The sequence below is a fragment of the Dorea sp. 210702-DFI.3.125 genome (genome assembly GCF_020560945.1).
Taxonomy (GTDB): Bacteria; Bacillota; Clostridia; order Lachnospirales; family Lachnospiraceae; genus Dorea; species Dorea formicigenerans.
The window spans coordinates 38,989-63,085 of sequence record NZ_JAJCNF010000009.1 but is presented as its reverse complement, the minus strand read 5'-3'; the positions used below and the strand labels follow the sequence as shown (position 1 = coordinate 63,085).

Annotated in this window: 24 protein-coding genes, 6 tRNA genes and 2 pseudogenes; 15 read left to right on the top strand and 17 right to left on the bottom strand. The window is 38.8% G+C overall.

Going from position 1 to position 24,097, the window contains the following annotated elements; translation table 11 throughout:
• Positions 1 to 6 precede the first annotated feature (6 nt).
• Together LI164_RS06215 and LI164_RS06210 are read right to left on the bottom strand one after the other, a co-directional pair.
• A complete protein-coding gene (locus LI164_RS06215) occupies positions 7 to 324 on the bottom strand; it encodes a hypothetical protein (protein ID WP_081733101.1) in 318 nt (105 codons plus the stop codon).
• Positions 325 to 563: 239 nt separating this feature from the next.
• A complete protein-coding gene (locus LI164_RS06210; RefSeq protein WP_005424130.1) occupies positions 564 to 980 on the bottom strand; it encodes a helix-turn-helix transcriptional regulator in 417 nt (138 codons plus the stop codon).
• Positions 981 to 1,139: 159 nt separating this feature from the next.
• Between LI164_RS06210 and LI164_RS06205 the strand changes: the two genes are divergently transcribed.
• The 3 genes from LI164_RS06205 (at position 1,140) to LI164_RS06195 (ending at position 3,685) form a co-directional block, all read left to right on the top strand.
• Positions 1,140 to 1,460: a hypothetical protein gene (locus LI164_RS06205; RefSeq protein ID WP_005330993.1), complete on the top strand. Its 321-nt coding sequence runs from the start codon at positions 1,140 to 1,142 to the stop codon at positions 1,458 to 1,460.
• A gap of 142 nt (positions 1,461 to 1,602) precedes the next feature.
• Positions 1,603 to 2,436, top strand: a complete 834-nt coding sequence (locus tag LI164_RS06200) for a Rep protein (RefSeq protein ID WP_173794097.1) — start codon at positions 1,603 to 1,605, stop codon at positions 2,434 to 2,436.
• Entirely contained in the window at positions 2,429 to 3,685 is a 1,257-nt protein-coding gene (locus tag LI164_RS06195) for a tyrosine-type recombinase/integrase (protein WP_004845968.1), read from the top strand. Before LI164_RS06200 ends, LI164_RS06195 begins: the two co-directional genes overlap by 8 nt.
• A gap of 83 nt (positions 3,686 to 3,768) precedes the next feature.
• Here the strand turns inward: LI164_RS06195 and LI164_RS06190 are convergent.
• The 6 genes from LI164_RS06190 to LI164_RS06165 form a co-directional block, all read right to left on the bottom strand.
• Positions 3,769 to 3,855 (bottom strand) — tRNA-Leu (locus tag LI164_RS06190).
• 108 nt (positions 3,856 to 3,963) lie between these two features.
• Positions 3,964 to 4,036 (bottom strand) — tRNA-Val (locus LI164_RS06185).
• Positions 4,037 to 4,078: 42 nt separating this feature from the next.
• Positions 4,079 to 4,152 (bottom strand) — tRNA-Asp (locus LI164_RS06180).
• Positions 4,153 to 4,159: 7 nt separating this feature from the next.
• Positions 4,160 to 4,233 (bottom strand) — tRNA-Ile (locus LI164_RS06175).
• 28 nt (positions 4,234 to 4,261) lie between these two features.
• Positions 4,262 to 4,334 (bottom strand) — tRNA-Thr (locus LI164_RS06170).
• Between the two features lie 10 nt (positions 4,335 to 4,344).
• Positions 4,345 to 4,416, bottom strand: a tRNA-Glu gene (locus LI164_RS06165).
• 396 nt (positions 4,417 to 4,812) lie between these two features.
• On the opposite strand from LI164_RS06165, the gene LI164_RS06160 reads away from it, so the two are divergent.
• From LI164_RS06160 to LI164_RS06150, 3 genes are all read left to right on the top strand, one after another.
• The gene (locus LI164_RS06160) at positions 4,813 to 5,226 is read left to right on the top strand and encodes a CidA/LrgA family protein (RefSeq protein ID WP_005330988.1); all 414 of its coding nucleotides are present in this window, start codon (positions 4,813 to 4,815) and stop codon (positions 5,224 to 5,226) included.
• The gene (locus LI164_RS06155; protein WP_005330987.1) at positions 5,213 to 5,902 is read left to right on the top strand and encodes an LrgB family protein; all 690 of its coding nucleotides are present in this window, start codon (positions 5,213 to 5,215) and stop codon (positions 5,900 to 5,902) included. The genes LI164_RS06160 and LI164_RS06155 overlap by 14 nt, the downstream gene beginning before the upstream one ends.
• 78 nt (positions 5,903 to 5,980) lie before the next feature.
• Positions 5,981 to 7,465, top strand: coding sequence for an AAA family ATPase (locus tag LI164_RS06150; protein ID WP_005330986.1), 1,485 nt, complete (start codon positions 5,981 to 5,983; stop codon positions 7,463 to 7,465).
• A gap of 188 nt (positions 7,466 to 7,653) precedes the next feature.
• Here the strand turns inward: LI164_RS06150 and brnQ are convergent, their stop codons facing one another.
• From brnQ to LI164_RS06105, 9 genes and pseudogenes are all read right to left on the bottom strand, one after another.
• Positions 7,654 to 8,751 (bottom strand): branched-chain amino acid transport system II carrier protein, encoded by a 1,098-nt coding sequence (brnQ, locus tag LI164_RS06145; RefSeq protein ID WP_227086892.1) that lies wholly within the window; start codon positions 8,749 to 8,751, stop codon positions 7,654 to 7,656.
• 49 nt (positions 8,752 to 8,800) lie between these two features.
• Entirely contained in the window at positions 8,801 to 9,277 is a 477-nt protein-coding gene (locus tag LI164_RS06140) for a low molecular weight protein-tyrosine-phosphatase (RefSeq protein WP_227086891.1), read from the bottom strand.
• Positions 9,278 to 9,440: 163 nt separating this feature from the next.
• Positions 9,441 to 10,640, bottom strand: coding sequence for a site-specific integrase (locus LI164_RS06135; RefSeq protein WP_173904074.1), 1,200 nt, complete (start codon positions 10,638 to 10,640; stop codon positions 9,441 to 9,443).
• Between the two features lie 151 nt (positions 10,641 to 10,791).
• Positions 10,792 to 10,998: an excisionase gene (locus LI164_RS06130; RefSeq protein ID WP_025578905.1), complete on the bottom strand. Its 207-nt coding sequence runs from the start codon at positions 10,996 to 10,998 to the stop codon at positions 10,792 to 10,794.
• 415 nt (positions 10,999 to 11,413) lie between these two features.
• Positions 11,414 to 11,671 carry a helix-turn-helix domain-containing protein gene (locus LI164_RS06125; RefSeq protein WP_006858660.1) on the bottom strand — a complete coding sequence of 86 codons (258 nt, stop codon included), beginning with the start codon at positions 11,669 to 11,671 and terminating at the stop codon, positions 11,414 to 11,416.
• A gap of 373 nt (positions 11,672 to 12,044) precedes the next feature.
• Positions 12,045 to 12,302 (bottom strand): annotated as a pseudogene (locus LI164_RS06120) (AAA family ATPase); the annotation flags it as partial.
• Positions 12,302 to 12,829 (bottom strand): replication initiator protein A, encoded by a 528-nt coding sequence (locus tag LI164_RS06115; RefSeq protein ID WP_005330978.1) that lies wholly within the window; start codon positions 12,827 to 12,829, stop codon positions 12,302 to 12,304. The pseudogene LI164_RS06120 and the gene LI164_RS06115, both read right to left, overlap by 1 nt.
• A gap of 790 nt (positions 12,830 to 13,619) precedes the next feature.
• Positions 13,620 to 14,915 (bottom strand): tyrosine-type recombinase/integrase, encoded by a 1,296-nt coding sequence (locus LI164_RS06110; protein WP_006859611.1) that lies wholly within the window; start codon positions 14,913 to 14,915, stop codon positions 13,620 to 13,622.
• Positions 14,916 to 15,001: 86 nt separating this feature from the next.
• Positions 15,002 to 15,631 carry a helix-turn-helix domain-containing protein gene (locus LI164_RS06105; protein ID WP_015529844.1) on the bottom strand — a complete coding sequence of 210 codons (630 nt, stop codon included), beginning with the start codon at positions 15,629 to 15,631 and terminating at the stop codon, positions 15,002 to 15,004.
• A 171-nt stretch (positions 15,632 to 15,802) separates the two neighbouring features.
• Here LI164_RS06105 and LI164_RS06100 point away from each other — a divergent pair, with 171 nt between their 5' ends.
• The 9 genes and pseudogenes from LI164_RS06100 to LI164_RS06065 all read left to right on the top strand — a co-directional run bounded on the left by LI164_RS06100 (position 15,803) and on the right by LI164_RS06065 (position 24,091).
• Positions 15,803 to 16,033: a helix-turn-helix domain-containing protein gene (locus tag LI164_RS06100; RefSeq protein ID WP_004843519.1), complete on the top strand. Its 231-nt coding sequence runs from the start codon at positions 15,803 to 15,805 to the stop codon at positions 16,031 to 16,033.
• 140 nt (positions 16,034 to 16,173) lie between these two features.
• Positions 16,174 to 16,488 (top strand): hypothetical protein, encoded by a 315-nt coding sequence (locus LI164_RS06095; protein WP_006859613.1) that lies wholly within the window; start codon positions 16,174 to 16,176, stop codon positions 16,486 to 16,488.
• Positions 16,488 to 16,846, top strand: a pseudogene (locus LI164_RS16300) (hypothetical protein). The gene LI164_RS06095 and the pseudogene LI164_RS16300 overlap by 1 nt, the downstream one beginning before the upstream one ends.
• The gene (locus LI164_RS06090; RefSeq protein WP_227086890.1) at positions 16,816 to 18,537 is read left to right on the top strand and encodes a MobA/MobL family protein; all 1,722 of its coding nucleotides are present in this window, start codon (positions 16,816 to 16,818) and stop codon (positions 18,535 to 18,537) included. The pseudogene LI164_RS16300 and the gene LI164_RS06090 overlap by 31 nt, the downstream one beginning before the upstream one ends.
• Positions 18,476 to 19,222, top strand: a complete 747-nt coding sequence (locus tag LI164_RS06085; protein ID WP_006858470.1) for a DUF6040 family protein — start codon at positions 18,476 to 18,478, stop codon at positions 19,220 to 19,222. The genes LI164_RS06090 and LI164_RS06085 overlap by 62 nt, the downstream gene beginning before the upstream one ends.
• A gap of 108 nt (positions 19,223 to 19,330) precedes the next feature.
• Positions 19,331 to 19,999 carry a response regulator transcription factor gene (locus LI164_RS06080; RefSeq protein ID WP_006858428.1) on the top strand — a complete coding sequence of 223 codons (669 nt, stop codon included), beginning with the start codon at positions 19,331 to 19,333 and terminating at the stop codon, positions 19,997 to 19,999.
• Positions 19,996 to 21,009 carry a HAMP domain-containing sensor histidine kinase gene (locus LI164_RS06075; protein ID WP_015529841.1) on the top strand — a complete coding sequence of 338 codons (1,014 nt, stop codon included), beginning with the start codon at positions 19,996 to 19,998 and terminating at the stop codon, positions 21,007 to 21,009. The genes LI164_RS06080 and LI164_RS06075 overlap by 4 nt, the downstream gene beginning before the upstream one ends.
• A 111-nt stretch (positions 21,010 to 21,120) precedes the next feature.
• A complete protein-coding gene (locus LI164_RS06070) occupies positions 21,121 to 21,888 on the top strand; it encodes an ABC transporter ATP-binding protein (RefSeq protein ID WP_006858430.1) in 768 nt (255 codons plus the stop codon).
• On the top strand, positions 21,878 to 24,091 hold the full coding sequence (locus tag LI164_RS06065; RefSeq protein WP_006858431.1) for an FtsX-like permease family protein: 2,214 nt from the start codon (positions 21,878 to 21,880) through the stop codon (positions 24,089 to 24,091). Before LI164_RS06070 ends, LI164_RS06065 begins: the two co-directional genes overlap by 11 nt.
• Positions 24,092 to 24,097 lie beyond the last annotated feature (6 nt).

Sequence of the window (24,097 nt, the reverse complement as noted above, 5' to 3'; positions counted from 1 at the left end):
TTGAAGTTATCTTTTTCCTAATGGCAATGCTATTAAATTTCCCAATAATGCAATAACAGCATATCCAACTACATAAACCCATGCACTTGAGTTATAAAATATAAATATAGATGGCGCAAACATTATTGCTACAATCAAAATATACCAGAAGTTAAAACCATTCCTAATCCCATAAAAAACAGAGGTTATTAAACATATTAGAGGAATAATTACTAACATAACAATCATTGCACTTCCTGTGTTTTTTATAAACCAAGGAACGATATAAAAATCTATCAGCAACAGTAGGTAGAAAACCATGTTCTTTTTTAATTTATCCATCATATCATCATCCTTTCAAATCCCGATTTGTCTGTTTCACATTATACACAGTATAATTCCATTTCACAAAATGTTCAATCAAAAAAAGTATGCAAGATTTTTATATTTTCTTGGCATACCTCTTATTGCAGTATTTCCTTGTTCGTATTTTCGCAAACTAACGTTCCGCAAGGATGCCCAGTGCGACGGTTCCTAACAGGGCGGCGGGTCGACTGGGCAAGTGGTCGGCTGAGAAGCATTTTCTACTCAACGACATATTTAACGTTTGATTCTCTCCGTCCCTCATATTTCTCCTGTGCCAACAGTTTATCAAGAAATTCTGACACTTCTTCCATGTCTTCACTGTCTATCAAATCCAGTTTTATCAATACATCAAGGTCTGTCTGATTCTTCGGTTGTATTGAGATCGGCTGAGATGTATCCACAACCACTTTCAACTGTTTTGTCTTATTTGCTGTTTCAATATCCGTAGTTAATCCCATAACGTGGCTTTTACTCACGCCGAATATCTGTGATAATTTTTCCCATATAGATTCATCTCTCGGCGTTCCGTTTCCATTTTCATAGTTCGTAAGCATACTTTGTGAAATGCCTAATTCTTTTGCAAGTTCCGCAACGGTTATATTCTTTTCTTTCCGCAATTCTTTTATTTTATTCATAGCGAACCTCCTTTATAAGCACATTATATTTCATCAAATTTTCTCTGTCAATCTTTTTATCGGATATTCAGATATTTTCTATTGACATTCTGTAACGCTTGTTTTATCATAAGATTATCTTAATATCTGATAATCAGATATTCGTAAGGAGGTGAAACGATGATTAGAGGAAATGACTTTATTTTAAATCCAGACAAACTGCAAGAGGAATTTCAGTTAGTAGAAGTTTCTGACTGGGTAGACTTTTCTACAAAAGAAAAATTAGGATTCTACTATACAGTTCTTCTTCCAAAATTAAAGTTTGAAAAAGTCAAAGTAGGCATTAAAGCTAACACAGCGATTGTTACCAACGAAGAACTTGAACAAAAAGGGCAGATTCCAGTCTCATTTGATGGATTACATACTTGGGCTAGTCTCTATAATGGACGTCTTTCTGTCAAAGCAGAAGCTTCCAATATCAGAAAAGTGGGAATGAAATAATTTCCCTACTATGTCAGCCAGTCAGTGCCGGACAACGTCATAGGTGCTGAACTGGCTGACCTCTATACTTGATATATAAAACAACATCTTCCGAAAACAATCGGAACATTCATTACAAAAATTGGGATATGAGGTGAGATTCGTGAGCAAAACAAAAGAGTGTTTTGCATACAATACGAAAATCATTGAAACTCCTACTACAAAAGAAGTATATATTTACGAAAACCCTATTTTTATTCACTCGAAAGAAAAGGCAGATTTAACAGACACAAGTAACCGAAAAAAATTTGATGAAATGTCAGCTCATAAGCAATATGACAGTTTAAAACGCAAGCAGAAACATTACGAACAGGCTCGTTGGGATATTGCCCGTATTGTTGACTGCAACTTTGATAACAAAACAAAATTTGTAACGCTGACATTTAAAGAAAACATTCAGGAAATCCTGATAACTAACCGTGAATTTAAGTATTTTATCCAGCGATTAAATTATTATTTGTACCATACCAAAACCCAGTTATTAAAATACCTTGCAACGTGGGAGAAACAGAAGCGTGGAGCAATCCATTATCATGTTATTTTCTTTGATTTTCCGTATATAGCAAAAGAAAAATTACAGAATTTATGGTCACATGGATTTATTAAAATCAATCGCATTGATGTAGACAGCAAAGAAAACAGAGGTCGTTATCTTAGCAAGTATTTTGGAAAAGACCTTGATTTGAAAGAACATAAGAAAAAAGCCTTTTTTAAATCTCAAAATCTGAAAGTTCCACACGAAACAAAAGTCATGCTGACCGAAGACATTTTACATGACTTACAAAAAGAAAATATCGTCTTTCAGAAAGAATACACAAGGCAAATTTACGATACCAACGCTTTCTTATCTACTGGTTCATGCTTAAAGGACAGCAGTGTTATCTACATCAAAATTAAAAAAGAAAATCCTTGCGTAAAGGGGGAATCTTATGGATAATCCCGTTACGTTTTCAGATATAACATTATTGAATACGTTAGCCACCTGTGCTAACATGACCACAGATGAAGTCTTCAAAGATTTTAAAATTATGGCAAATAAAAAAATCTTGAAGAATCACAAATATGAAATTTATTACTCGGAATCAGAAAAAAGCTGGCGTACTTATTTACCCGATGAAACCAAACCTAACAAACGCCGTCCTGTTAAGAGGAAGAGTAAAGAGAACCTTGAAAAAGAAATCATCAGATTTTATATCGAAAAGCAGAAAGCTGAAAACCGTCAGAATGTCACACTAGAAGAATTATATGCTGAATGGCTTTTGTATAAAAGAGATTATACTTCCGTAAAAGCAAAAACAATTCAAGAATATGTATCTGAATGGAATAGATTTTTCAAAGATACAGAACTTGTTAAAATGAAGATAGGCGAAATCAAACCAATCACGCTTATCCGCTTTTTCAGAGAAGCTACAAAAGACCGACAGTTCACGCACAAGCGAGTCAGTAATGCCCGTTCTGTTTTGAATGGAATCATGAGTTATGCGATTGAAGAAGAAATTATATCACATAATCCTGTCTCTGATGTGAATTTCAAACAGTTTACCTATAAGCCAGTAGAAGTACAAAGTGACAATGTATTTTCCCGTGATGATACGCATAAGTTATTAAATTATCTTCGGTGTATCATAGAACCATATTCTCTTGCAATACAGTTATCTTTCTATCTCTTTATCCGTGTTGGAGAAACAAAAGCTATCCGTTGGGAAGATATTGACTACAATAACAGGCTTGTATATCTTCACAGACAGGCGACCTGTGAACGTACATTGAATGATGATTTAACATTCTCAAGCCGAAAAGTAAAAGTAGTAAATCAAATGAAAGGAAATACTTCTCATGGATTCCGTAAACAGTTCCTTACAGACGAAGCACTTAAAATTCTTCACAAAGCAAAGGAATTAAATCCAAATGGAATATATGTCTTTGAACCCAACGGCGAGATTATGACAACAGACAGCTTTAATCGCCGTTTGAAGAAATATTGCAAAGAAGCCGGTGTTCCTTATCATTCCAGTCATAAAATCCGCTTTTACAATGCTTCAACAGCTTTTGACGGAAATAATCTTACAACCCTTAGTTATTTAATGGGACATAGTGAGACAGCTACAACATTGCATTACTTGCGGAATGTCAATAAGAGGAAGAATGACAGGCTTGCTTTTCAGAATCTTGGTATTTCATCATAAAGTGTTCAAAGGTGTTCAAACATTTTAAAACAAAAAAATAAGAGAAACGCTGTAAATTCAACGTTTCTCCCATTTTTAACTAATGCCGCAGACCGGAATCGAACCGGTACGGGAGTATAAGTCCCGCAGGATTTTAAGTCCTGTGCGTCTGCCAGTTCCGCCACTGCGGCATTCTAGCTTCTGCGCCAACTCGTTAGAGCTGTATGCATCGCGCGGAGCGCGTGTCACATTTTGCGACTAAACTATCTAAAATTCTGCAACAATCTCTCGTCGCAAAATGGGACCAATAGGGCTCGAACCTATGACCCTCTGCTTGTAAGGCAGATGCTCTCCCAGCTGAGCTATGATCCCATATTCAAAAAAATAAACGTGATATCATACAAATGATATCAACGACCCAGAAGAGACTCGAACTCTCGACCTCCGCCGTGACAGGGCGGCGCTCTAACCAACTGAGCCACTGGGCCAGATAAATGGACCTTCGGGGACTCGAACCCAGGACCGATCGGTTATGAGCCGATTGCTCTAACCAGCTGAGCTAAAGGTCCAAAATCATTAAGTCCCGTTTAGGAACTAAGCCGATGATCGGACTCGAACCGATAACCTGCTGATTACAAATCAGCTGCTCTGCCAATTGAGCCACATCGGCATAATAAAAATGACTCCAACGGGAATCGAACCCGTGTTACCGCCGTGAAAGGGCGATGTCTTAACCGCTTGACCATGGAGCCATATTCTTTATCGCTTGTGTGTTTTTCGTGTGTATCACTCGCGACGAATGTTATAATATCATAGCGCAAGTGTTTTGGCAACCCTTTTTTTTAATTTTTTTTATTTTTTTTGCAAAAACTTTTTATAATCCCCGAAAACCCCCGTAAATACAGTGTTTTCAGGATTATAACTTTCCCCCAAAAATTTTACCTTCCTATCAAGATAGTCATAATTTTGTTCGTTGATTTGTTGTTAAATCATCTCTTTTTTATTTTAGGAAATTTACACAAACTACGATAAAATGTATCATTATATTTTGCAAAGTTTTTCCCTTGATACCATCTTTCGTGTGTGCTACGATAGACAAGCATTACTTTTCAACTACATATTAAATAAGAAATAAGGAGATTTTACAAATGAAATTTTTGAAACAATTCGGGATTATTCTTGTCTTTTCTTTCATCGGAGAATTGTTGAACCATGTACTTCCGCTTCCAGTTCCTGCAAGCATCTATGGAATTATATTGATGTTCACCTGTTTAAAATTGGGTTTCTTCCCTCTTTCAGAGATTGAAGAAACAGGTCGATTTCTGATTGAAATCATGCCACTAATGTTTATTCCAGCTGCTGTAGGACTTTTAGAAGCATGGGATATTATTCGGTCAGTATGGATTCTGTACCTTGTTGTTACTATTTTCTCTACTATATTTGTTATGGCTGTCTCTGGCATGACTACTCAATATATGATTCGTTATTCCGCTTCAAAAAAAGCAGCGTTAAAAAAAGCTTTGTCTGTCAAGGAAGGGGAATGTAGCTATGGAATTTTTTAACAACTCTGTCTTTTTCGGGGTAATGTTAAGCCTTCTCGCCTACGGAATTGGCGCATTATTAAAACAGAAATTCAAACTTGCCATTTTCAATCCGCTCCTTATCTCAGTAATTATAGTAATTGCTGTTTTAGCAGTTTCCGGAATTGATTATAAGGTATATAATGAAGGAGCGAAATACATTTCTTATCTGCTTACACCAGCTACAATCTGCCTTGCTATTCCGCTTTATGAACAGTTTGAATTATTGAAATCCAACTGGAAAGCAATTGCAGTCGGTATTTTCAGTGGTGTACTTGCAAGCCTTGGAAGTATTCTTGCCATGGCAGTCCTATTTGGATTTACGCATCAGGAATATGTATCATTTCTTCCAAAATCTATTACAACTGCGATTGGAATGGGTGTATCAGAAGAGCTTGGAGGATACGTTTCCATCACCGTTGCTATCATCGTATTAACAGGTGTACTGGGAAATATGTGTGCAGAAAGCGTATGTAAGCTTTTCAAAATCGAAGAACCTATTGCCAAGGGTATTGCCATCGGCACTGCTTCCCACGCAATCGGAACTTCCAAGGCTATGGAGCTTGGGGATATTGAAGGCGCAATGAGCAGCTTGTCCATCGTAGTATCCGGACTTATCACTGTAATTGGTGCGTCCGTATTTGCACAATTCATGTAAGATATCAGAATTACGAAATGTATCGCATGAATCTATCCATAGTATCTTAGAAAAATAAATTACAAAGGAGACTCTCTCATGCCAGTATTTGATTTTAGTAATCCTGAATCAACAACGACAACAACCGAAGTTACTTACACTACATTTCACTCTGATAAAAATGTTGCTACTCCGGAAGATCCGATTCTTCTTCTGGACAATGCTCCCCGCCAGTGGGCTCATCATTCCTGCGGTGTATTCACAAACCCTGCAAAGCACACAGCATTTGAATTTGAAGAAGAAGATGGCATTATCAGTGCCAATATTCTTCAGATTGATTCCCGCTTTGTAAGCCTGATCAAATGGCTCGGCGAAAATCATATCAACGTTCGTCTGTCCGGTAAGAACCTCCCAGACGGTTATGCAGTCTACAAAATTCGTGAAATTGCCTATGGCGGTGCCACAAAATTATCTGCTGAAGACGGTTTCCTTCAGTTTATGATGGAACGGCTCTTTTCCAGTAGCGCCCCGCTTGATGAGACGCTGAAAGAGGAAGACTCTGAACTCGGTGATGATATGAAACTTACAAGTATTCAGAGTATTACCGACTTCATTACTTGTGCCGGAAGAACTCTTCCTGATAACATCCGTCTCTGGGCAAGACGTAATCTGGCAGTTGCAAAATCCCACGAAGTATCCCCGGAAGAACGACGCCACGCACAGCGTGCGCTTTCTATTATGATGAATATCCAGTGGAAGACAGATTATTTTGAATCAATTGATCCTGATGAAGCAAGACGTATCTTAGACGAAGAACTCTACGGTATGGAACGCGTAAAGCAACGTATTATAGAGACAATCATCCAGATTAACCGTACACATACCCTTCCGGCTTACGGACTTCTCCTGGTAGGACCTGCAGGAACAGGAAAATCTCAAATTGCCTACGCTGTTGCAAGAATCCTTAAACTGCCTTGGACAACTTTGGATATGAGCTCCATCAATGACCCGGAACAGTTGACCGGAAGTTCCCGTATATACGCAAATGCCAAGACCGGTATTATTATGGATGCATTTGCAATGGCAGGAGAATCTAACCTGGTTTTCATTATCAACGAGCTTGACAAAGCTGCTTCCGGTAAAGGAAATGGAAATCCAGCCGATGTATTGTTGACACTATTAGATAATCTTGGATTTACAGACAACTACATTGAGTGTATGATTCCAACTTCCGGTGTTTATCCAATCGCAACAGCCAATGATAAATCCCAGATCAGTGCACCGTTAATGTCACGTTTTGCTGTTATTGATATTCCGGATTACACACCAGAAGAGAAGAAAGTTATTTTCTCCAAATTTGCACTGCCAAAGATTTTAAAACGTATGAGTTTAAAAGAAAGCGAATGTATCGTGTCACCAGAAGCTCTGGACACTATTATTGAAAAATTCTCAGATACGACTGGAATCCGTGATCTGGAGCAGGCTGCCGAGCATATCGCAGCAAATGCACTATATCAAATCGAGGTAAATCATGTATCCTCTGTTACATTTGATGCTGCTATGTTGAAAGAATTATTTGACTAAAATAATCTTCTGCACATTTTCTCGATCCTGCGAGGTATAAATTTTTAGAGCACTTTAACTACATCCATATGTAACTAAAAAATCTGTAATATAGGAGATTTTGATATATTTCTAAAATTCTCCATATTACAGATTTTTCACTATTTCAGTCAAACGTACTTAATCTTCTCGACTGAGATAAATATTTATTACTGCCTTTTACGTCTGACAAGACCATAAAAAGTCAATGCAATTGCTATAGGACACATCACTTTCAGAATCGGCAATGATACATTTAAAATCGCATTTAATCCCGCACAGGAAATCACAAAACTGAAGACAGCAAAGACAAGTAACCATTTAAAATACGAAATCTTCGGAACTAATTCGTGGAAATATGCAGAACAGCAACATAGCAAACCTACACATACATTAAAACATGCTATGAAAAATATAATACCAATCAATACTTTTCCATAGATGCCAAAACATGCGTGAACTGCATAAGTCAGAATCTGCGTTCCATTTTCCACATTTCCGACCTTACTACTGCACAATACACCAACATATGCTGTTGCGCTATATACAATACAAAGTAAGATTCCAGCTCCAATTCCCGCCAGAATCGTCTCTTTAGCCACACCTTTCCGATTCTTCACACCAAATGCTTCAATGTTCATAGCTATAACTGCACCAAAGTTAAATGCCGCTAAAATATCCATTGTCTGGTATCCCGTGACAAAACCATGCTGAAGCGCATGCCCTTTATAGCTCGCATCTGCCTGTCTTACAACTGTCGGGAACTTTACAACAACTCCCACGAAAATAACTGCAATCAAAATCAACAGAATCGGTGTCATTACTTTTCCCAGTAAATCCTTAAGTCTCGTTGGCTTCAGCGCGACTATCGTTGCTATCACAAAAAATGTAAACGAGTATATACACCGCATAATCAATAAAGACTCAGCACTGACTCCGTCAGATAAAAATGGCACGACCGCCATCTCAAAACTGGTAGATGCTGTCCTTGGAATTGCAACAAAAGGTCCGATTAACAAATGGATCAGCACCGCATAAACTGTCGCAAATGCCGGGTGTATGCTTCCCGCCAAATTCTTCAATCCATCATGCTTTGCCACAGATATCACCGCAAGAGCAGGTAATACCACCGCCGTCAGTAACATTCCAACCATAGCCGGTATCGTACTGCTGCCCGCTTCAGCACCCAGAAGCGGCGGAAATATCAGATTGCCTGCTCCAAAAAACATGGAAAACAGCGTAAATCCGATTACACATCTATTTCTCATAGACAAACTTTTCATAAATCACTCTTACACTCCTTCAAGTTATTTTTTGTTATAAATTCAAGAATGCCTCGGTATTCTTCAAATGCTCTAACAATCCTGTACAACCTTCCAGTACATCATCATAGGTCGCATCAAAATTGCCCGTATACCACGGATCAGCAATTTCTGTTCCCGGACGATCCGTGTAGTCTAAAAGCATAGAAACTTTTTTCTCTGGATCTGAACCGATGATTCTCATAATATTTCGGATATTCCACGCATCCATACCGATAATATAATCAAACTCTTCATAGTCTCTTCTCATCATCTGCCGTGCCCTGTGGTTGCCACACGGAATTCCTACTTCTTTTAACTTCTGTCTCGTGCCATGATGAACACCATTACCAATCTCCTCACGACTAGTTGCAGCCGAATCAATATAGAATTCACTGGCAAGCCCCGCCTGGTCTGTTAGATATTTCATAACATATTCAGACATCGTTGATCGGCAAATATTGCCGTGGCAAATAAATAATACTCTAATCATCTATGTAAAACTCCTTGAATTTACTGTATTTCCTTGATGTATCGGCATTTTCTTTCGCTTGCTGTTTCCTCTCATTCGTGGCATATCGTAGCATAAATTAGCACATCTTTTACCTCAAAAGTAGTACAAAAAGTAGTAAATTAAGGGCTGAATACTCATTTTACTACTCGCCATTTACTACCCGTTTCAGTTCCTCTTTCGCGTCGTCATAGCCTATATGTGTATAAGTATTTAACGTGACGCTAATATCAGAATGTCCCATGAGGTACTGTAAAGTTTTAGGGTTCATGCCGCTTTTAGCCATATTAGAACAAAAAGTGTGACGGCAAACGTGTGGCGTAACCTTTGGCATTTGCACTCTATAAATACTATTATACTTCTCGCAAATATGCTGAAAGTATTTTTCCCAGTGCAAGGCTACCATAGGCATATCGTTTTTATCCAAATATAAGAAGCCACATTTACCTCCTACAATAGGTTCAACCCTCGGTTTCTTTCTACTGGAAATAATACGTTGAAAGCACTTATAAACTTCATCTGTCATAGGGATTTCTCTTGTGCCACAAGAAGTCTTTGTATCTTCAATTACATACTCCATATTCCGTTTTCTTTGTAACTGATGATTGACACTAATTTTTCTATTCTGCATATCCAAATCTGATAATGTCAATCCCACAAACTCTGAAATACGAAGCCCTGTTTTGAATAAGACAAAAATCCCCTCATAATATCTGCAAAAGTGCTTATCATTTGCCACAAATTCAAGAAATGCTCGTTCTTGCTTTCTTGTAATTGCTTCTCTTGTTACGCTGTCGTTTACAACAACCGTAGCAAGCTGAAATTCAAACGGATTTTTGCGTATCAAATCATCATCTACCGCCATTTGAAAAGCTGGTCTTACAACACCTCTGATAGAATGAATAGAGCTATACCCGCGCCCGTCCTGCTGTAACTTTATCAGCCAACATTTTGCGTCGGACAGTTTCACTTTATCTATCCGCTTTTTACCAAAGTCCTCTTTCTTAATAATATTGAGAACAAAATTGTAATTTGCTTCTGTGTTATGCCGTACTCCCGTTTTTTGTAAAAGATATTTCTTTACCAGTTCTAAAACGGTCATTTCCCCACCACGCGGGACGATTTCATCATCAATCGCTTTCATTATCTGCTTTTCCTTTTCCCTTAATGAAAGGTCGTCGCGCTTTCCCTGTGGTGTCTTATCTGTCTTTTCTAATTTCCAACTATAAACAAACTGCGGTTTACCTGTTGTATCAATATATTTGAACGCATATCGTCCGTCCCGGCGTTGGCTCTCTCCATTGCGAAGAATACGATTTTTGCTATCTCGTCTTTTTCCGCTCATGTCTATGCTCCTTTCGTACAAAAAGAGCCTCGCCACGATATATTAAATTATATCATAAGCAAAGCCCTTTTTCTATCCTTTTATCAAGCAGCACTCAAAGCGGAAAGACTATATAGCCTATCCGATATGGCTACTGATTATCCTATATTTGTTAAATTGCTGTCAGGTCATTCAGAAAATCTTCAAATCGTTTCCTTTTGATAAGAAACTTCACTCCATTTTGAATAATAAAACCGGAGTCCAAATTATCTGAAACAAGTTTTCTTAATTTCTTTTCTCCAATATTAAAATAAATTACTGCTTCATCAATCGTTAAACAAAACTTATTTTGTATCTGTACCTGTGTTTCATTATTCATTTATTCTCTCCCCTTTCTTGAACTATAAAACTATTGTAAAATTATAAAGGCTCATCAGACGGTTTTAGCAAACCTCACAAGAATTTCACTTCCGCATGGTTCTCATGCAGCTCTACCCGTTGTCTGCGACGCTTCTAACGCTCGGACTACGGCGGTAAAGGAGTATCATTATACCGATATATGGATTGTGGCGACAGAGTTGCTAAATCTGCTTTGGAACGCTGATAGTTTTCGCTCGTTTTGTCCCTCCTTTCGGTCATGGCGTATCAGCCCAACGGCTCCCCATACATCGAATGTATCTGATTTGCCTTATACTGCGTCGCCGTTCTATTGCACCGCTTTCTTTGTCAAAGAGCAGAGGGCTGTTCTGCGATATGGAACGGAAAAGGGGGAAGCGTTCCAATACCTTGTTGGTTTATTCAGCCCTAAATGTGAGGATTGCCCTCATTAGTTTTGCTTGCAGCCTTTCGCGTATTTCTTCGTCTACTCCAAAATAAACATTTCCTCGCTCATCATAGAGCTTTCGCATGGAAAGACTTGCTATGTAGCCGCTGAAATGCTGCAATACAATCTTCATTGCGTCCGGGTCGCCTTTGCTCGCCGCCAAAATAACAGGATAAGGAACAAGGGCATTTTCCGGGTACTCGGTCGGTTTACCATTCAATCCATTCATCAGCGTTTTCCTCCAAATATTTTTTTAACTGCTCAAAGGAGCTTAATTGATTTGACAGTTCATCTACATAGCCGGAATACCCCGTTGGTGGGTAATGGCTTTTTTTGATAGTAACCCATTAGGGCATAGAAAAAAAGACATGGCGATACCTCCTTGATACCGTCGTGTCCCCAAATAGCAGGATTTTAACATGTCCTCTGTTTTAAATTTTAATAAAGAAAACGACGGTTTTGATTGTTATTTCAAAACCGCCGTTAAAATGGCATGAGAACTTTCTACTTCATAAGCGGTTTTTTTTATTTCATGCTTATGAAGTAGAGAGTTTTTACCTTATCGTAAATTCGCAAGATAAATTATATGTATCGTAATCCCAATTCTCAAATGTCCACTCTTCCATTCTGCTCTCGTCAAAACAGATGCTCGTATTTCTGCTGACTAATTCCCGGTGCTCTTTGTCTTTAAAATATTTTTGTTCTTCTTCATACGCTTTTCTGTCACAAGCACATTGCCTGGAATGTTTCTTCATCCCCATAAAATCACCCTTAGGAAAAAATGCTTCTTTCGCTTCCCCACAGACTTTGCAATATTGCAAACCATCACTGCCTACACATACGGTATCTTCTTCTCTCATCACAAACTCTCTCCTTCCCCATAGCAATAATTTACTTCATGATATTTATTACTTTTATATTTCTCAGTTACTTTACTAGGTGCCACATTTCCGGCTTCTGCACAGCCATTTTTACAGCTAGATGATGGTTGTTTTTCCGCCTCTGTTACAGCCATCTTTTCAACCGCCTTATTCTCAACCAGCCGTAAACTAATCTCATCCGATGGAATTTTTACATATAAATGATTGGGTTTTGAAAATCCACCGGATCTGCGAACCAATAGTCCCACATCATCTAATTCCTTCAATGCTGTTTTTACAGAAGATTTGCATTTGTCGATTTGAACAGACAATTCATCTATCGGAAAAATCAGATAAACATTTCCATACTTATCTATCCAGCTATTCTTTCTCGATATCCGCGCCCGGTCATACAAAACCATATAAAGAAATTTTGCAGTTTGAGAAATTCGCAGCTTTAGCAAAAACTTCGGAAACTGGAAGTACTGAAGCATCTGCTCTGACTCCTTCATGTATTCATATTTCATTCTTTTCTCGCCTCGTTTCTGTTTCTAACTGTTGTAAAAATCATTTTTATACCGGCTCAAAAATGTCCTTACACATATTCAAAAGATGAAGGGCATAAATACAGGTTCTTGATAAAAATTTTTTTATTTTTTCCTGTCCAAAATACCCTTACATAAAACGAAACGCTGAGAGGCATTTTTACAGCCCCCTGATGAAAATTTTTTTATTTTTTCGGTTAATTGAATACTTAAAAACAAAAAAACACTCACCCATTCCAGGTGAATGCCTTATCAAAATTTCCTTATTTTGTTGTCTGTGACGCTTACTCAGAAACGCTTGCGTGTCTGCTAAAATGTAATTGCCAGCAATTATATTTTCACGTGGGTATGGAGACGTAATCCCCATCAAGTCTGCTACTCGTAAGTAATACAAAATTGTCAAAATGACAATACTGTAATACACGGGTGGATCTTGCTCTGGATGTAACATATGAATTCATGCAATAATAGGCCCAAATGGGCACTTTCGCCATTTGAGCCTATATATTGTATGTCTTTTGGATGCCCCTTTGAAATAGCCTCTGCTGGCATAAAAGAAGGCAGACAGTCTTGTTATAAAACCACCTGCCTTGTTGATTATTCTTATATGTTTTTTTGTATCTCATCCGTTCGACAAACTGCAATTTATATAATTATTCCTCTAACTTTCCCTATTTTACAGGCTTTCCCGCCTGTTCATTAGTGAAATGATATGTAGTTTCCCTTATTTTTGCCCTTATGAGATAATCACAAGGGAAATAAGGGAAATTTTTTAGTCATTGCCTACCACTTTATCAAGAAGCCGAACCGATTTTCGTTTCGCATCTCTTGTGGAGTGAGCATAGACGTTCATTGTGGTACTGACATCTGAGTGTCCCAACAATTCCTGTACATCTTTTGGGGCTGCTCCATTTGCTAAAAGGTTGCTTGTATAGGTGTGACGTAACTGGTGGAAATGAAAGCCTTCAAATCCCTCTAATGCTTTTGCCACCTTTCTGCATACCGTCCCCAAAGTAGTCGGAAGTTCCAGACAACCATCCGGTCTTAAGCAGACAAAAGAAATTTCTTTATAATCTGCCGGGACTTCCTGCGTTCTGTCTAAGCAATAATATTCGTAGTACACTCTGTTTTTCTCTTTGACCTCTTTGTAGTAGTTCGTGTGATAAAGTTCTTCGTACTGCATTCGATTTTTTAACTGCTCTTTCCGGGCATTACGGAAAATCTCTACCAGTGTATCTCCAAAATCAACAACCCTTACTTTTTTCCGCTTGGTTGGTCCGATGATATATTTGCGCTTTGAGCCATCATATCGGATGCTGCGTCTTATGGTAAGGCATTGTTCTTCCAGATTTACGTCCTGCCATGCCAAACCACAGGCTTCTCCAATACGAAGCCCGGCATAATAGGCTATCTGGATTGGAAGTATTGCGGCTGGGTTCTTTTTTTGCAGATAAGCAAGCAGTCTTTCATAATCTTCTCGTGAAATTGGTTGGACATTTCCGTCCATATCCTCATCAGAAAACAAATCCACTTCATCCGTCTGATACCGCAGTTTAATATACTGCATAGGATTGAACGTAATATACTGCTTTGGAAATACTGCAAAGCGGAATGATTGCTGCATGACTGCGGAAAAAGAATGGATGTAATCTTTGCTGTAACCCTTTCTCTCTTTTCCATCGGGATGAACTCCCCCGAAGGAAAGCAAATCGAAGAAAGATTGCAAATGTTCAGAGGTTACATTTTTCAGTTTACGTTCTGCCAATGGGTGTTTCTTAATATTTCGGATTGTTCCGAGGTAATTCTCCACCGTACCATTGCTGAGCGTACCTGTTTTTAATTCCTCCTCTGCCCACACATCCAAAAGCTGTCCGACTGTGAGATTATCCGCTTTGGCAACAAATTTCTTTTTCTCATAATCATCCATTGCCTGACGGAGCAGTTTTTCAGTTTCACTTTTGCTTTCTGTTCCAACGCATTCTTTCTGAACAAGATTGCCGCTTGCGTCCTCTACATAGAAGCGGTAGTACCATTTCTTTCCTTTTTTTCTTACAGATCCTTTTGCCATAATCGTATGTCTCCTTTCGATATTAGACAATCGGAACTGATGAAATGCTTCGTGCGTGTAAGTATATCATAACTCCGGTTGTCTTACTATACCGATTCGGAATCTTCGTATAAGACTTCTGATAAAAGATTTGCAAGCCTTTGTTCTGCTGTTTTTGGTTTCTTGGAATAGAGCCTTACAATGTCTGCCATCTCATTAAAAGCATTGATGGTATGAGTGATTTCCCTTAAGAACATAATCTCATTATATTCCTCATTCGATTCAAACCCTATTGTTTTGGCAATATCCGTCTGACCAGCATTTCCCTTGAAGTTTTTGCAGGCGAACTGGAAGGAATCCAAAAACAGACCATATTGTTTTAACATCAGCAGTAATAAATCTTTTGAAAAAGCATCTTCTTCTTTGGTAAGGGCAAGCGGTAACTGTTCCAGAATATCTCCCATCGCATCACGAATCTGTAATTCTCTCTTATCCGTAATGTCGGTTTCATATTCATCTGTTTCCCCTTTGAGCCATTCCACAGATACATGGAGTGCTTCCGAAAGACCTTCCAGCACCATTTTTTTCGTATTGTCAATCGAACCATTCTCATAACGCAGGATTGTAGAAGCGGTAACTCCCATCTTCTCTGCGACATAAGGCTGTGTCAGATTCAATTCCAGACGGCGCTGTTTTATTCTGCTGCCTATCAGCTTGCGTAATTCTTTATCTTTCATGCTGACTGCCTCCTTTTTCGGTATGTATGAATTATAGCATTGTTTTTCCGAAATTGCAATATGCAATGCAATATTTATTTTTAACATTTCGTAACGCTTGACAAAAAGATGTGAAAAGGATATACTTACATCACAGGAGTTGCATAATGCAATTTATAAGGAGGTGATTATATGACGCAAAGAAAAATTGCATTATCCATCGAAGAAGCTGCCGACTATACGGGAATCGGCAGAAACACCTTAAGACAGCTTGTAGAATGGAAGAAACTTCCGGTATTAAAGGTTGGTCGTAAAGTCCTGATTAAAACCGATATTCTGGAAATGTTTATGGAAGCGAATGAAGGTCGTGATTTGAGGGATAGAGGAAATGTAAAAGCCGTAACAAGAACTGCGGCAAATTAAAAAGGCGGCTTCCCAAGAAACCGCCAAAGGTTCTATCAGACCGAAGCCATGATATACCTACACGCAAGAAGATTATACCATGTGCTTCTTCTGATACGCAACCAAGAACTTATGTTTGTGAAGGAAAGGAGAATGTAAGAATGGCAAAATCAACAAAAAGTTATGAAGCACGAATGCTTGAAATGGAAAAGAAAGAGCAGGAAAGCCTTGAAAAGGCGAAACGATATGCGGCACAGAAGAAAGAACTTCTGAAGCGAAAGAAAGCCGAAGAAAGTAAAAAACGAACCCATAGGCTCTGTCAGATTGGCGGTGCGGTGGAATCCGTTCTCGGTGCGCCTATTGAGGAAGAAGACATCCCAAAGCTGATTGGTTTTCTGAAAAGGCAGGAAGCCAACGGGAAATTTTTCTCAAAGGCAATGCAGAAAGAAGTCAATACCGATATGGAGGAAGTGTAATGGCGGAGGGGATGAGTTTTTCATTCCCTTCATTGCTTTTTCATGAAGGGCGCACTTATGGACAACCAGAGGTCGTCCCAATAAGTTTGCCACAAGTGGCAACCGGTCTGCGTTCACGCTTGCCGGGCTCGTTCCGTCGGCGGGGCTTTCAGCCAGACCTGCTCATGCCGCAGGAGGCACTCTTCGCCAGAGAGGCGCATTCCATGCAGGCTGCTATGCGCAGGGCACTCTTACGCAGAGGGCGTTCCGGCAATGCTGCTTTTCCTAAAACCGAAAGCAATGTTGCCGGAAATCTATGCCGGATGTGCAGAAAGGAGGAATCCAGACATGGCGATTTTTCATTACACAGTCAAAATAGTCGGACGAAGTAAAGGGAAATCTGTTATCTCCGCTTCCGCATATCTCAATGGGGATGTGATGAAAAACGAGGAAACCGGGAGAATCAGTTATTACACTTCTAAAAAAGAAGTGGTCTACACTCGGCTGATGATGTGTGAAAACGCACCTCCTGAATGGCAGATAGTACCAGAAGAAAATATAAAACGCTTTCAAAAATCTGTCCGATACAAAAGATCAGAAGATAAAGAAGCTGCTTTAGAAAAATTTAAAATCACATTTCAGAAACAAAGGTTATGGAATGAGGTATTGAAGATTGAAAAAAATGCAGATGCCCAACTTGGCAGGTCATTTGAATTTGCCCTTCCCAAAGAATGGAACAGACAGGAACAAATTCAATATACAACTGACTATATTCAAAAAACTTTTGTAGATAGAGGAATGTGTGCTGATTGGAGTATCCACGATAAAGGGGATGGCAACCCCCATGTCCATCTGCTTCTGACTATGCGTCCTTTTAACCCGGATCATTCTTGGGGAAAGAAAGAAGTCAAGGATTGGGATTTTCTCAGAGATAAAAACGGAAATATCGTGATTGATGAATCCCATCCGAACTGGTGGCAGGATAAGAAAAACCCTGACCGTCATGGAATCCGTATCCCTGTATTAGACGAAAACGGAATTCAGAAGATGGGTGCAAGAAACCGCCTGCAATGGAAACGGGTGCTGACCGATGCTAACGGATGGAACAATCCAAAAAATTGTGAACTGTGGCGGAGTGAATGGGCAAAGGTGTGTAATGAACATCTTCCTTTGCATAATCAGGTCGATCACCGTTCTTATGAAAAACAGGGAAAACTCCAGATTCCTACCATCCATGAAGGCGCTGACGCAAGAAAGATTGAACAAAAGTTTCTTGCCGGGCAGGAAATAAAAGGTTCGTGGAAAGTAGCGGAAAATCAAATCATAAAACAACAAAACACGTTATTGCAAAAGATACTGGACACCTTTGGAAAAGTATCGGGTGCATTATCATTATGGAAGGAGCGATTAAATGACATTAGAAGAAAGCCGGGAAATTATACCCTTAATGGAATCCATGATTGGGCAAATCGAAGAACAGCAGACCTTAATGGCAGAAATGATTCTGGAAATGTAGAACCGGGACACCCAACTCTCTCTTATGCAGGAACAGAATCAGAAATTGCAAAAATTAAACAGCGAGTTATCCGAGCTGCTCAACATTTTGCCAAATACCGAGGAACTGCTTTCCAAGATGGAAGAACAGAAAACGAAGATAGAACTTTTGGAAAACGAAAATCAGCAATGGCAGAAATTGGTACAGAAACTGAACAGCGAAAACAGTTTATTACTGAAACAGAACACCGAATTGCTGAACTGGAACAGCAGATAGAGAAAGGACGTGATATAGATGAACGAATCCAGAGAATCAAAGAACGCCGAACAGTTGGAAGAACTTCTCCTCTTGACCGAGGAGATACAAGAAGAACTGGAACAGAAAGACCAGCTTATCGTGGAACTAAAGACGCAGCTCAACGAATCTCTGACCTTGAACGAGAAATTAAACAAAGAGAACAGAGCCGGGAATATTCAAGCATTAAAGAACGACTTGAAGCTAGCAGACAGAGCATTGCGGAACGAGAAAGAGAAGCTGCGAAGCGCAAACGTCACGATAGGGGAATGTCAAGATAAAATACGATGCTTAACACAACAACGGGATTATGCCCGGACACATCAGAAAATCGTAGAGATACCGGTAGAAAAGCCGGTACTCTATGAAAAATGTGAAGCCTGTGACCGGACAGACTATCAGAATGCAAAAGCAAAATACGAAACACAAAAAGAGCGACTTGCAGGACAATATAAAGCAAAAACGGTAATGTTCCAAACAACCTTGTTCCTTCTTGCATGGTATTCGCTGACAACCACTCTTTTTCAGGCAGTACAGTCAGATGTGCTCCTTTCCGATTGCAAATCATTCTTCCATGATGCAGCGTCATTCATACAAACTTTTATCGGTTGGACGATTGAGGTCGGGCAATCTGTGGCACAGATTAGCACAAAAATTCCAAATCCTTTTATAGCCGGAATGGTATATTGGATATTGCTAATATTGATTGTAGGAATATGTGTGGCAGGAACAGGGATACTGGCGATACTGATAGAAATAAAGGTTATAGAATTATATAGGGAAAAGTGTTGGGATGTCATTACTCTACTGATGATACTGACAAGTGCTGCTGTCATCATTTATTTTGGAGAAGCAATCAAAAAAGCACTGTCAGTAAATCTTCTATTGCTTTTTGTACTTTTGCAGGGCGCATATGTTGGACTTAGGTGTTATTTAGAATCGTACCTTGAGAAAAGAAACTATTAAGCATTTTTTACAAAGCTATGTACAAAATCATTCTAAAATTCCCATTCAATAATACGATTGAGAAAACCTCTCTGATACAGTATAATAAAGTGTCAGGGAGGTATCTCTATGAAGGAAAAAATACTAATCATTGAAGATGATTTTACGATACAAACACAGCTTAAAACTCTTTTGTCTGGGAATGGATATGAAGTATTTGCAGTTACGGATTTTTCCAAAACAATAGAGCAGTTAAAAGAAGCTGCGCCACATCTGGTTATTCTGGATATAAAACTTCCGGGGAATAACGGTTTTGAAATATGCTCGGGGATTCGCACCTTTTCAGATATTCCGATTGTATTTGTAACAAGCAGCAATACAGATATGGACGAACTGAACAGCATTATGCTGGGTGGAGATGCGTTTATCACAAAGCCTTATAATCCCGCTATTCTTCTTGCTAAAATTGCTGCATTGTTAAAGAAAGCCTACCGTTCCCCTCAAACAGAAATTTATATGTGGAGAGAAGCTACCCTGCATTTGGAGAGTAGCATGATAGAGTACAAAGGACAGAAAGCAGAATTGACAAAGAATGAATTGAAAATCCTCTACTACCTTTTTAAGAACTCCGGAAAAATCTGTTCCAGAAATGATATTGTGGATTTTCTTTGGGACAATCAGCTTTATGTTGATGATAACGCCCTAAGTGTCAATATTACCCGTATTCGCGACAAACTGGCAGCAATCGGACTTGTAGATTTCATTAAAACAAAACACAGGCAAGGATATACATTATGAGTGGAAAACAATATTTGAAAAATCAACTCCCCGTTATTTTAATCAATCTGCTGGGTATGCTTGTCCTTGCTTTGTTCCTGATTGCAAGCGATAATCCTATCCAAACAGTCCTGTTTATTTTTGCAGTCTGGTCGATTGTCCTTGTTTTATCTTTGCTGGCATTTTATTTCTCACGAAAAAAATATCTGAATAAATTGCTCAATATGACGGAGCAATTAGAAGAACGATATTTATTGCCGGAAATCATGCAAGTGCCGGAAAGGGCTGATGAACAGGTTTTTTACCAGATTATGAAAATGGCTGAAAAATCTATGTTGGAACGGATTGGCGAAGTACAGAGGGAACGCAGGGAATATAAAGAATACATTGAACAATGGATACACGAAGTAAAAACACCAATTACAGCGATGAAGCTGCTGTGTGAGAATAACCGTTCTCCCTTTTCCAGAGAGGTATTGGCAGAGTTAGAGAATATCAACCAATATACAGAACAGGCACTTTACTATGCCCGGAGTGAACACGCTGAAAAAGACTATTCTGTCCGTGAAGTCAATTTATGCGATGTTGTGCATAGTGCAATCGCAGATAATAAGTATCTTTTGCGTCAAAGCAATATGTCAATTCAGATAGACGATATAGAAACAAAAGTTTATACCGATGAAAAATGGGTGCGGTTCATCTTAAATCAGATTATCGGTAATGCAATCAAATACCATGCAGAGCAGCCTATTTTGCACTTTAGGGCAACAAAAACGAATGACAAGATTGTGCTATCTATCAGCGATAATGGGATAGGTATTCCTAAAAGTGATTTACCCCGTATTTTTGAAAAAGGATTTACAGGTCAGAATGGGCGAACCGGGAAAAATTCTACTGGAATTGGCTTATATCTTTGCAAGCGTCTATGTGATAAACTGGGAATAGGGCTTACTGCTTATTCCGAAAACAGAGGAACAACGATTTCACTTATCTTTCAAATGAATGATTTTATTATCGGAGTGCAGGGCTGACAGGTTCTGCACTTCTTACATTTTTGTAAGAACTGTGTAAGAAAACTTGATACAAAAAATGAGATACTCCATTTACAATAAAGATATGGAACAGTTAAGGAGGTTTATCAGATGAATACGATTTTGAAACTGGAACATATCCAGAAATATTATGGCAATGAAGGGAATATTACCAAAGCCATTAAAGACATTAGCTTTTCTGTGGAAGCTGGGGAATTTCTCGGAATTATGGGTGCGTCCGGTTCTGGAAAGACAACGCTGCTCAACTGTATTTCTACGATTGATACCGTAAGTGCAGGGCATATTTTTTTAGATGGAACAGATATAACGGAAATCAAACCAAAATCCCTTGCCCGTTTTCGCAGGGAGAATTTAGGGTTTATATTTCAAGACTTCAATTTGCTGGACACATTGACGATTTCAGAAAATATTGCACTGGCATTAGCAATCAACAAAGTCCCTGCCGGGAGCGTAGAATCCCGCATTTTGGATATAGCCGGAAAGCTGAATATCAGCGATATTCTAAACAAATATCCTTATCAGGTATCCGGCGGACAAAAACAGCGTTGTGCTTGTGCAAGAGCAATTATCAACAACCCGAAGCTCTTACTGGCAGATGAGCCGACAGGGGCATTAGACAGCCATTCCTCACAAATGTTGCTGTCTACCATTCAAAGTATCAATGAACAGCTTAGGGCGACAATTCTTATGGTAACTCATGACGCTTTTACCGCCAGCTATGCCAACCGTATTCTTTTTTTGAAAGACGGAGAAATCTTTATGGAACTGCGCAAGGGCAACGACAGCAGAAGTGCTTTTTTTGATAAAATTCTGAATGTCCTTACCATGATCGGAGGGGGACAAAGCCATGTATGCTAAACTTGTTTTCAGAAATGCAAAACGGTCTGTAAAAGACTATCTGGTCTACATTGTCACAATGACAATCTGTGTTACCTTGTTTTATGCGTTCTTGTCTATTTCCAGTAGTTATTATAGCCCGGATATAGGCAGCGAGTATGATTTTACTCTGTTAAGTGACGGAATGAAAATTGCAATCTGCATGATAACATTGCTGTTGTTATTTTTGATACGGTTCGTCAATCATTATATGCTAAGACGAAAGCAAAAAGAGTTTGCTGTCCAGTCCATTATGGGAATGGAACAAAAAACTATTGGCAGGATTTTCTTTGCAGAAACACTGATTATGGGTATGTTTTCCATTTTGATTGGTATTTTTTGCGGTGTATTTTGCTCTCAATTCATTACCGCAATGCTCCTTACTGCTTATGGAGAGCCTTATGAAATCTCATGGACATTGTTCCCGGACACCGTTTTGCTGACAGTGATATTTTTTGTGGTAAGTTTTTTTGTGGTAGGAGTTTTCAATACACGCACAATCAAAAAAACAAAAATTATTGATATGCTTTCCGCAGAGAAAGAAAATGAGCCAGAATTGAAAAAGAGCCGATTCATTCCTGTCGTAGTAATTCTGTTTTTAATGTTTACTTTATGGGAATTGTTTTCAGGAATACAAAATGTCCGATTTTATTATGACTCCCGCTTTGTTTTCCCGGTGAAAATCATGTATTGGGGAAATATTTTGCTCCCTGTTGTTACATTAGGCTGGGCGGCATTATGGATGTTGAAAAAGAAAAAAATTGCTTTTCAAAAGTTGATTGATGGGCTGCTTATTTGTTCTGTATTGCACGCCTTTTTAGCAGCAAGCGTACCTGCTCTTACCAATCAATACTATTTGCCTTTACATGGTGGAATACTGAATCAATATCTGGTATTTGTATTGATTGATTTGCTCTTCTTTATTTGTGCATTGATTTATCTTGCCAGCAGCTTGATTGTAGCATGGAAAGTAAAATCGCCGGAACATAGATACAAGGGAGAAAACCTGTTCTTTTTCGGGCAAATTATATCAAAACTAAATACAACCAGCAAAACAATGACGCTGATTTGTATAACCCTTGTCCTTGCAATCTTCATGTTTATTGCCGCCCCTATTTTGACGGGCTGGGCTTCAGGTTATTTGGATATGCGCTCTATGTATGATGTGCAGGTATATTCAAGATATAATGACGTATATGAAGAAGAAAATCTGCCGCAAGACAGTTATGAAATCATTACTGAGTTTCTGACAGAACACAAAATAGATACAGTTTATGATTGCACGTTCAATCTATATCTGCCAGAGAAAGACGATTTTCACAACAGACAGAAATATGATTTTCCGATTGTAGCAATTTCTTTGAGTGATTATAACACTATACGGGAAATGCTGGGTTACGAACAGATTTCTCTGGAGGAAGATGAATTTACAACACAATGGAAAGCAATCGCCACCGAGGAAGAACGGGATAGCTTTTTGAAAGAACACACCAGCATTATGACAGACGCAGGAGAATTGACTCTTTCCGGGCAGTCCTATTATGAGGATCCGATTGGAGAAACAGCGTACAATTCCTATACAAATGTATTGTATGTACTTCCAGACAATATTTGTGAAAAGCTGTTGCCAGTAATAAAAAACCGATATATTACAACAACGGAAAATATCTCCTATGAAAATGCAAGGAAACTGGAAAAACTTTTTACAGAGAAATATCCCGAGCAGGCAGAAACCGGGGCTATTTATGGCGTGCGTTTTAGCACACTGCAAATCAATAGTTCCATAGCAAATAACTTTATTTTACAGACTGCAATGATTTATGGTGCTGTCGTACTGATGGTTATATGTCTTACCGTACTTTCTTTGCAACAACTCTTAGACGCAGGACAATATAAATATCGCTTCTCTGTACTCCGAAAATTGGGGGCGGAAGAAAAGCATATCGGAAAACTTATCTTGCAACAATTAAGTGTTTGGTTTGGGCTTCCAATTATCACAGCAATCATTGTAGCTGCTGTTGTAATAGCTTACTTTATCCAAACCATATCAGCAGAAATTTCAGCCTATATTGGGTTTAGTACATTGATGTTACAAATAGGGGCAACAATGGGGATTTTGGTAATTTTATTGATTTGTTACTTCATAAGTACATGGATTATTTTTAGGCGCTCTGTTAATCCATAGAAAATA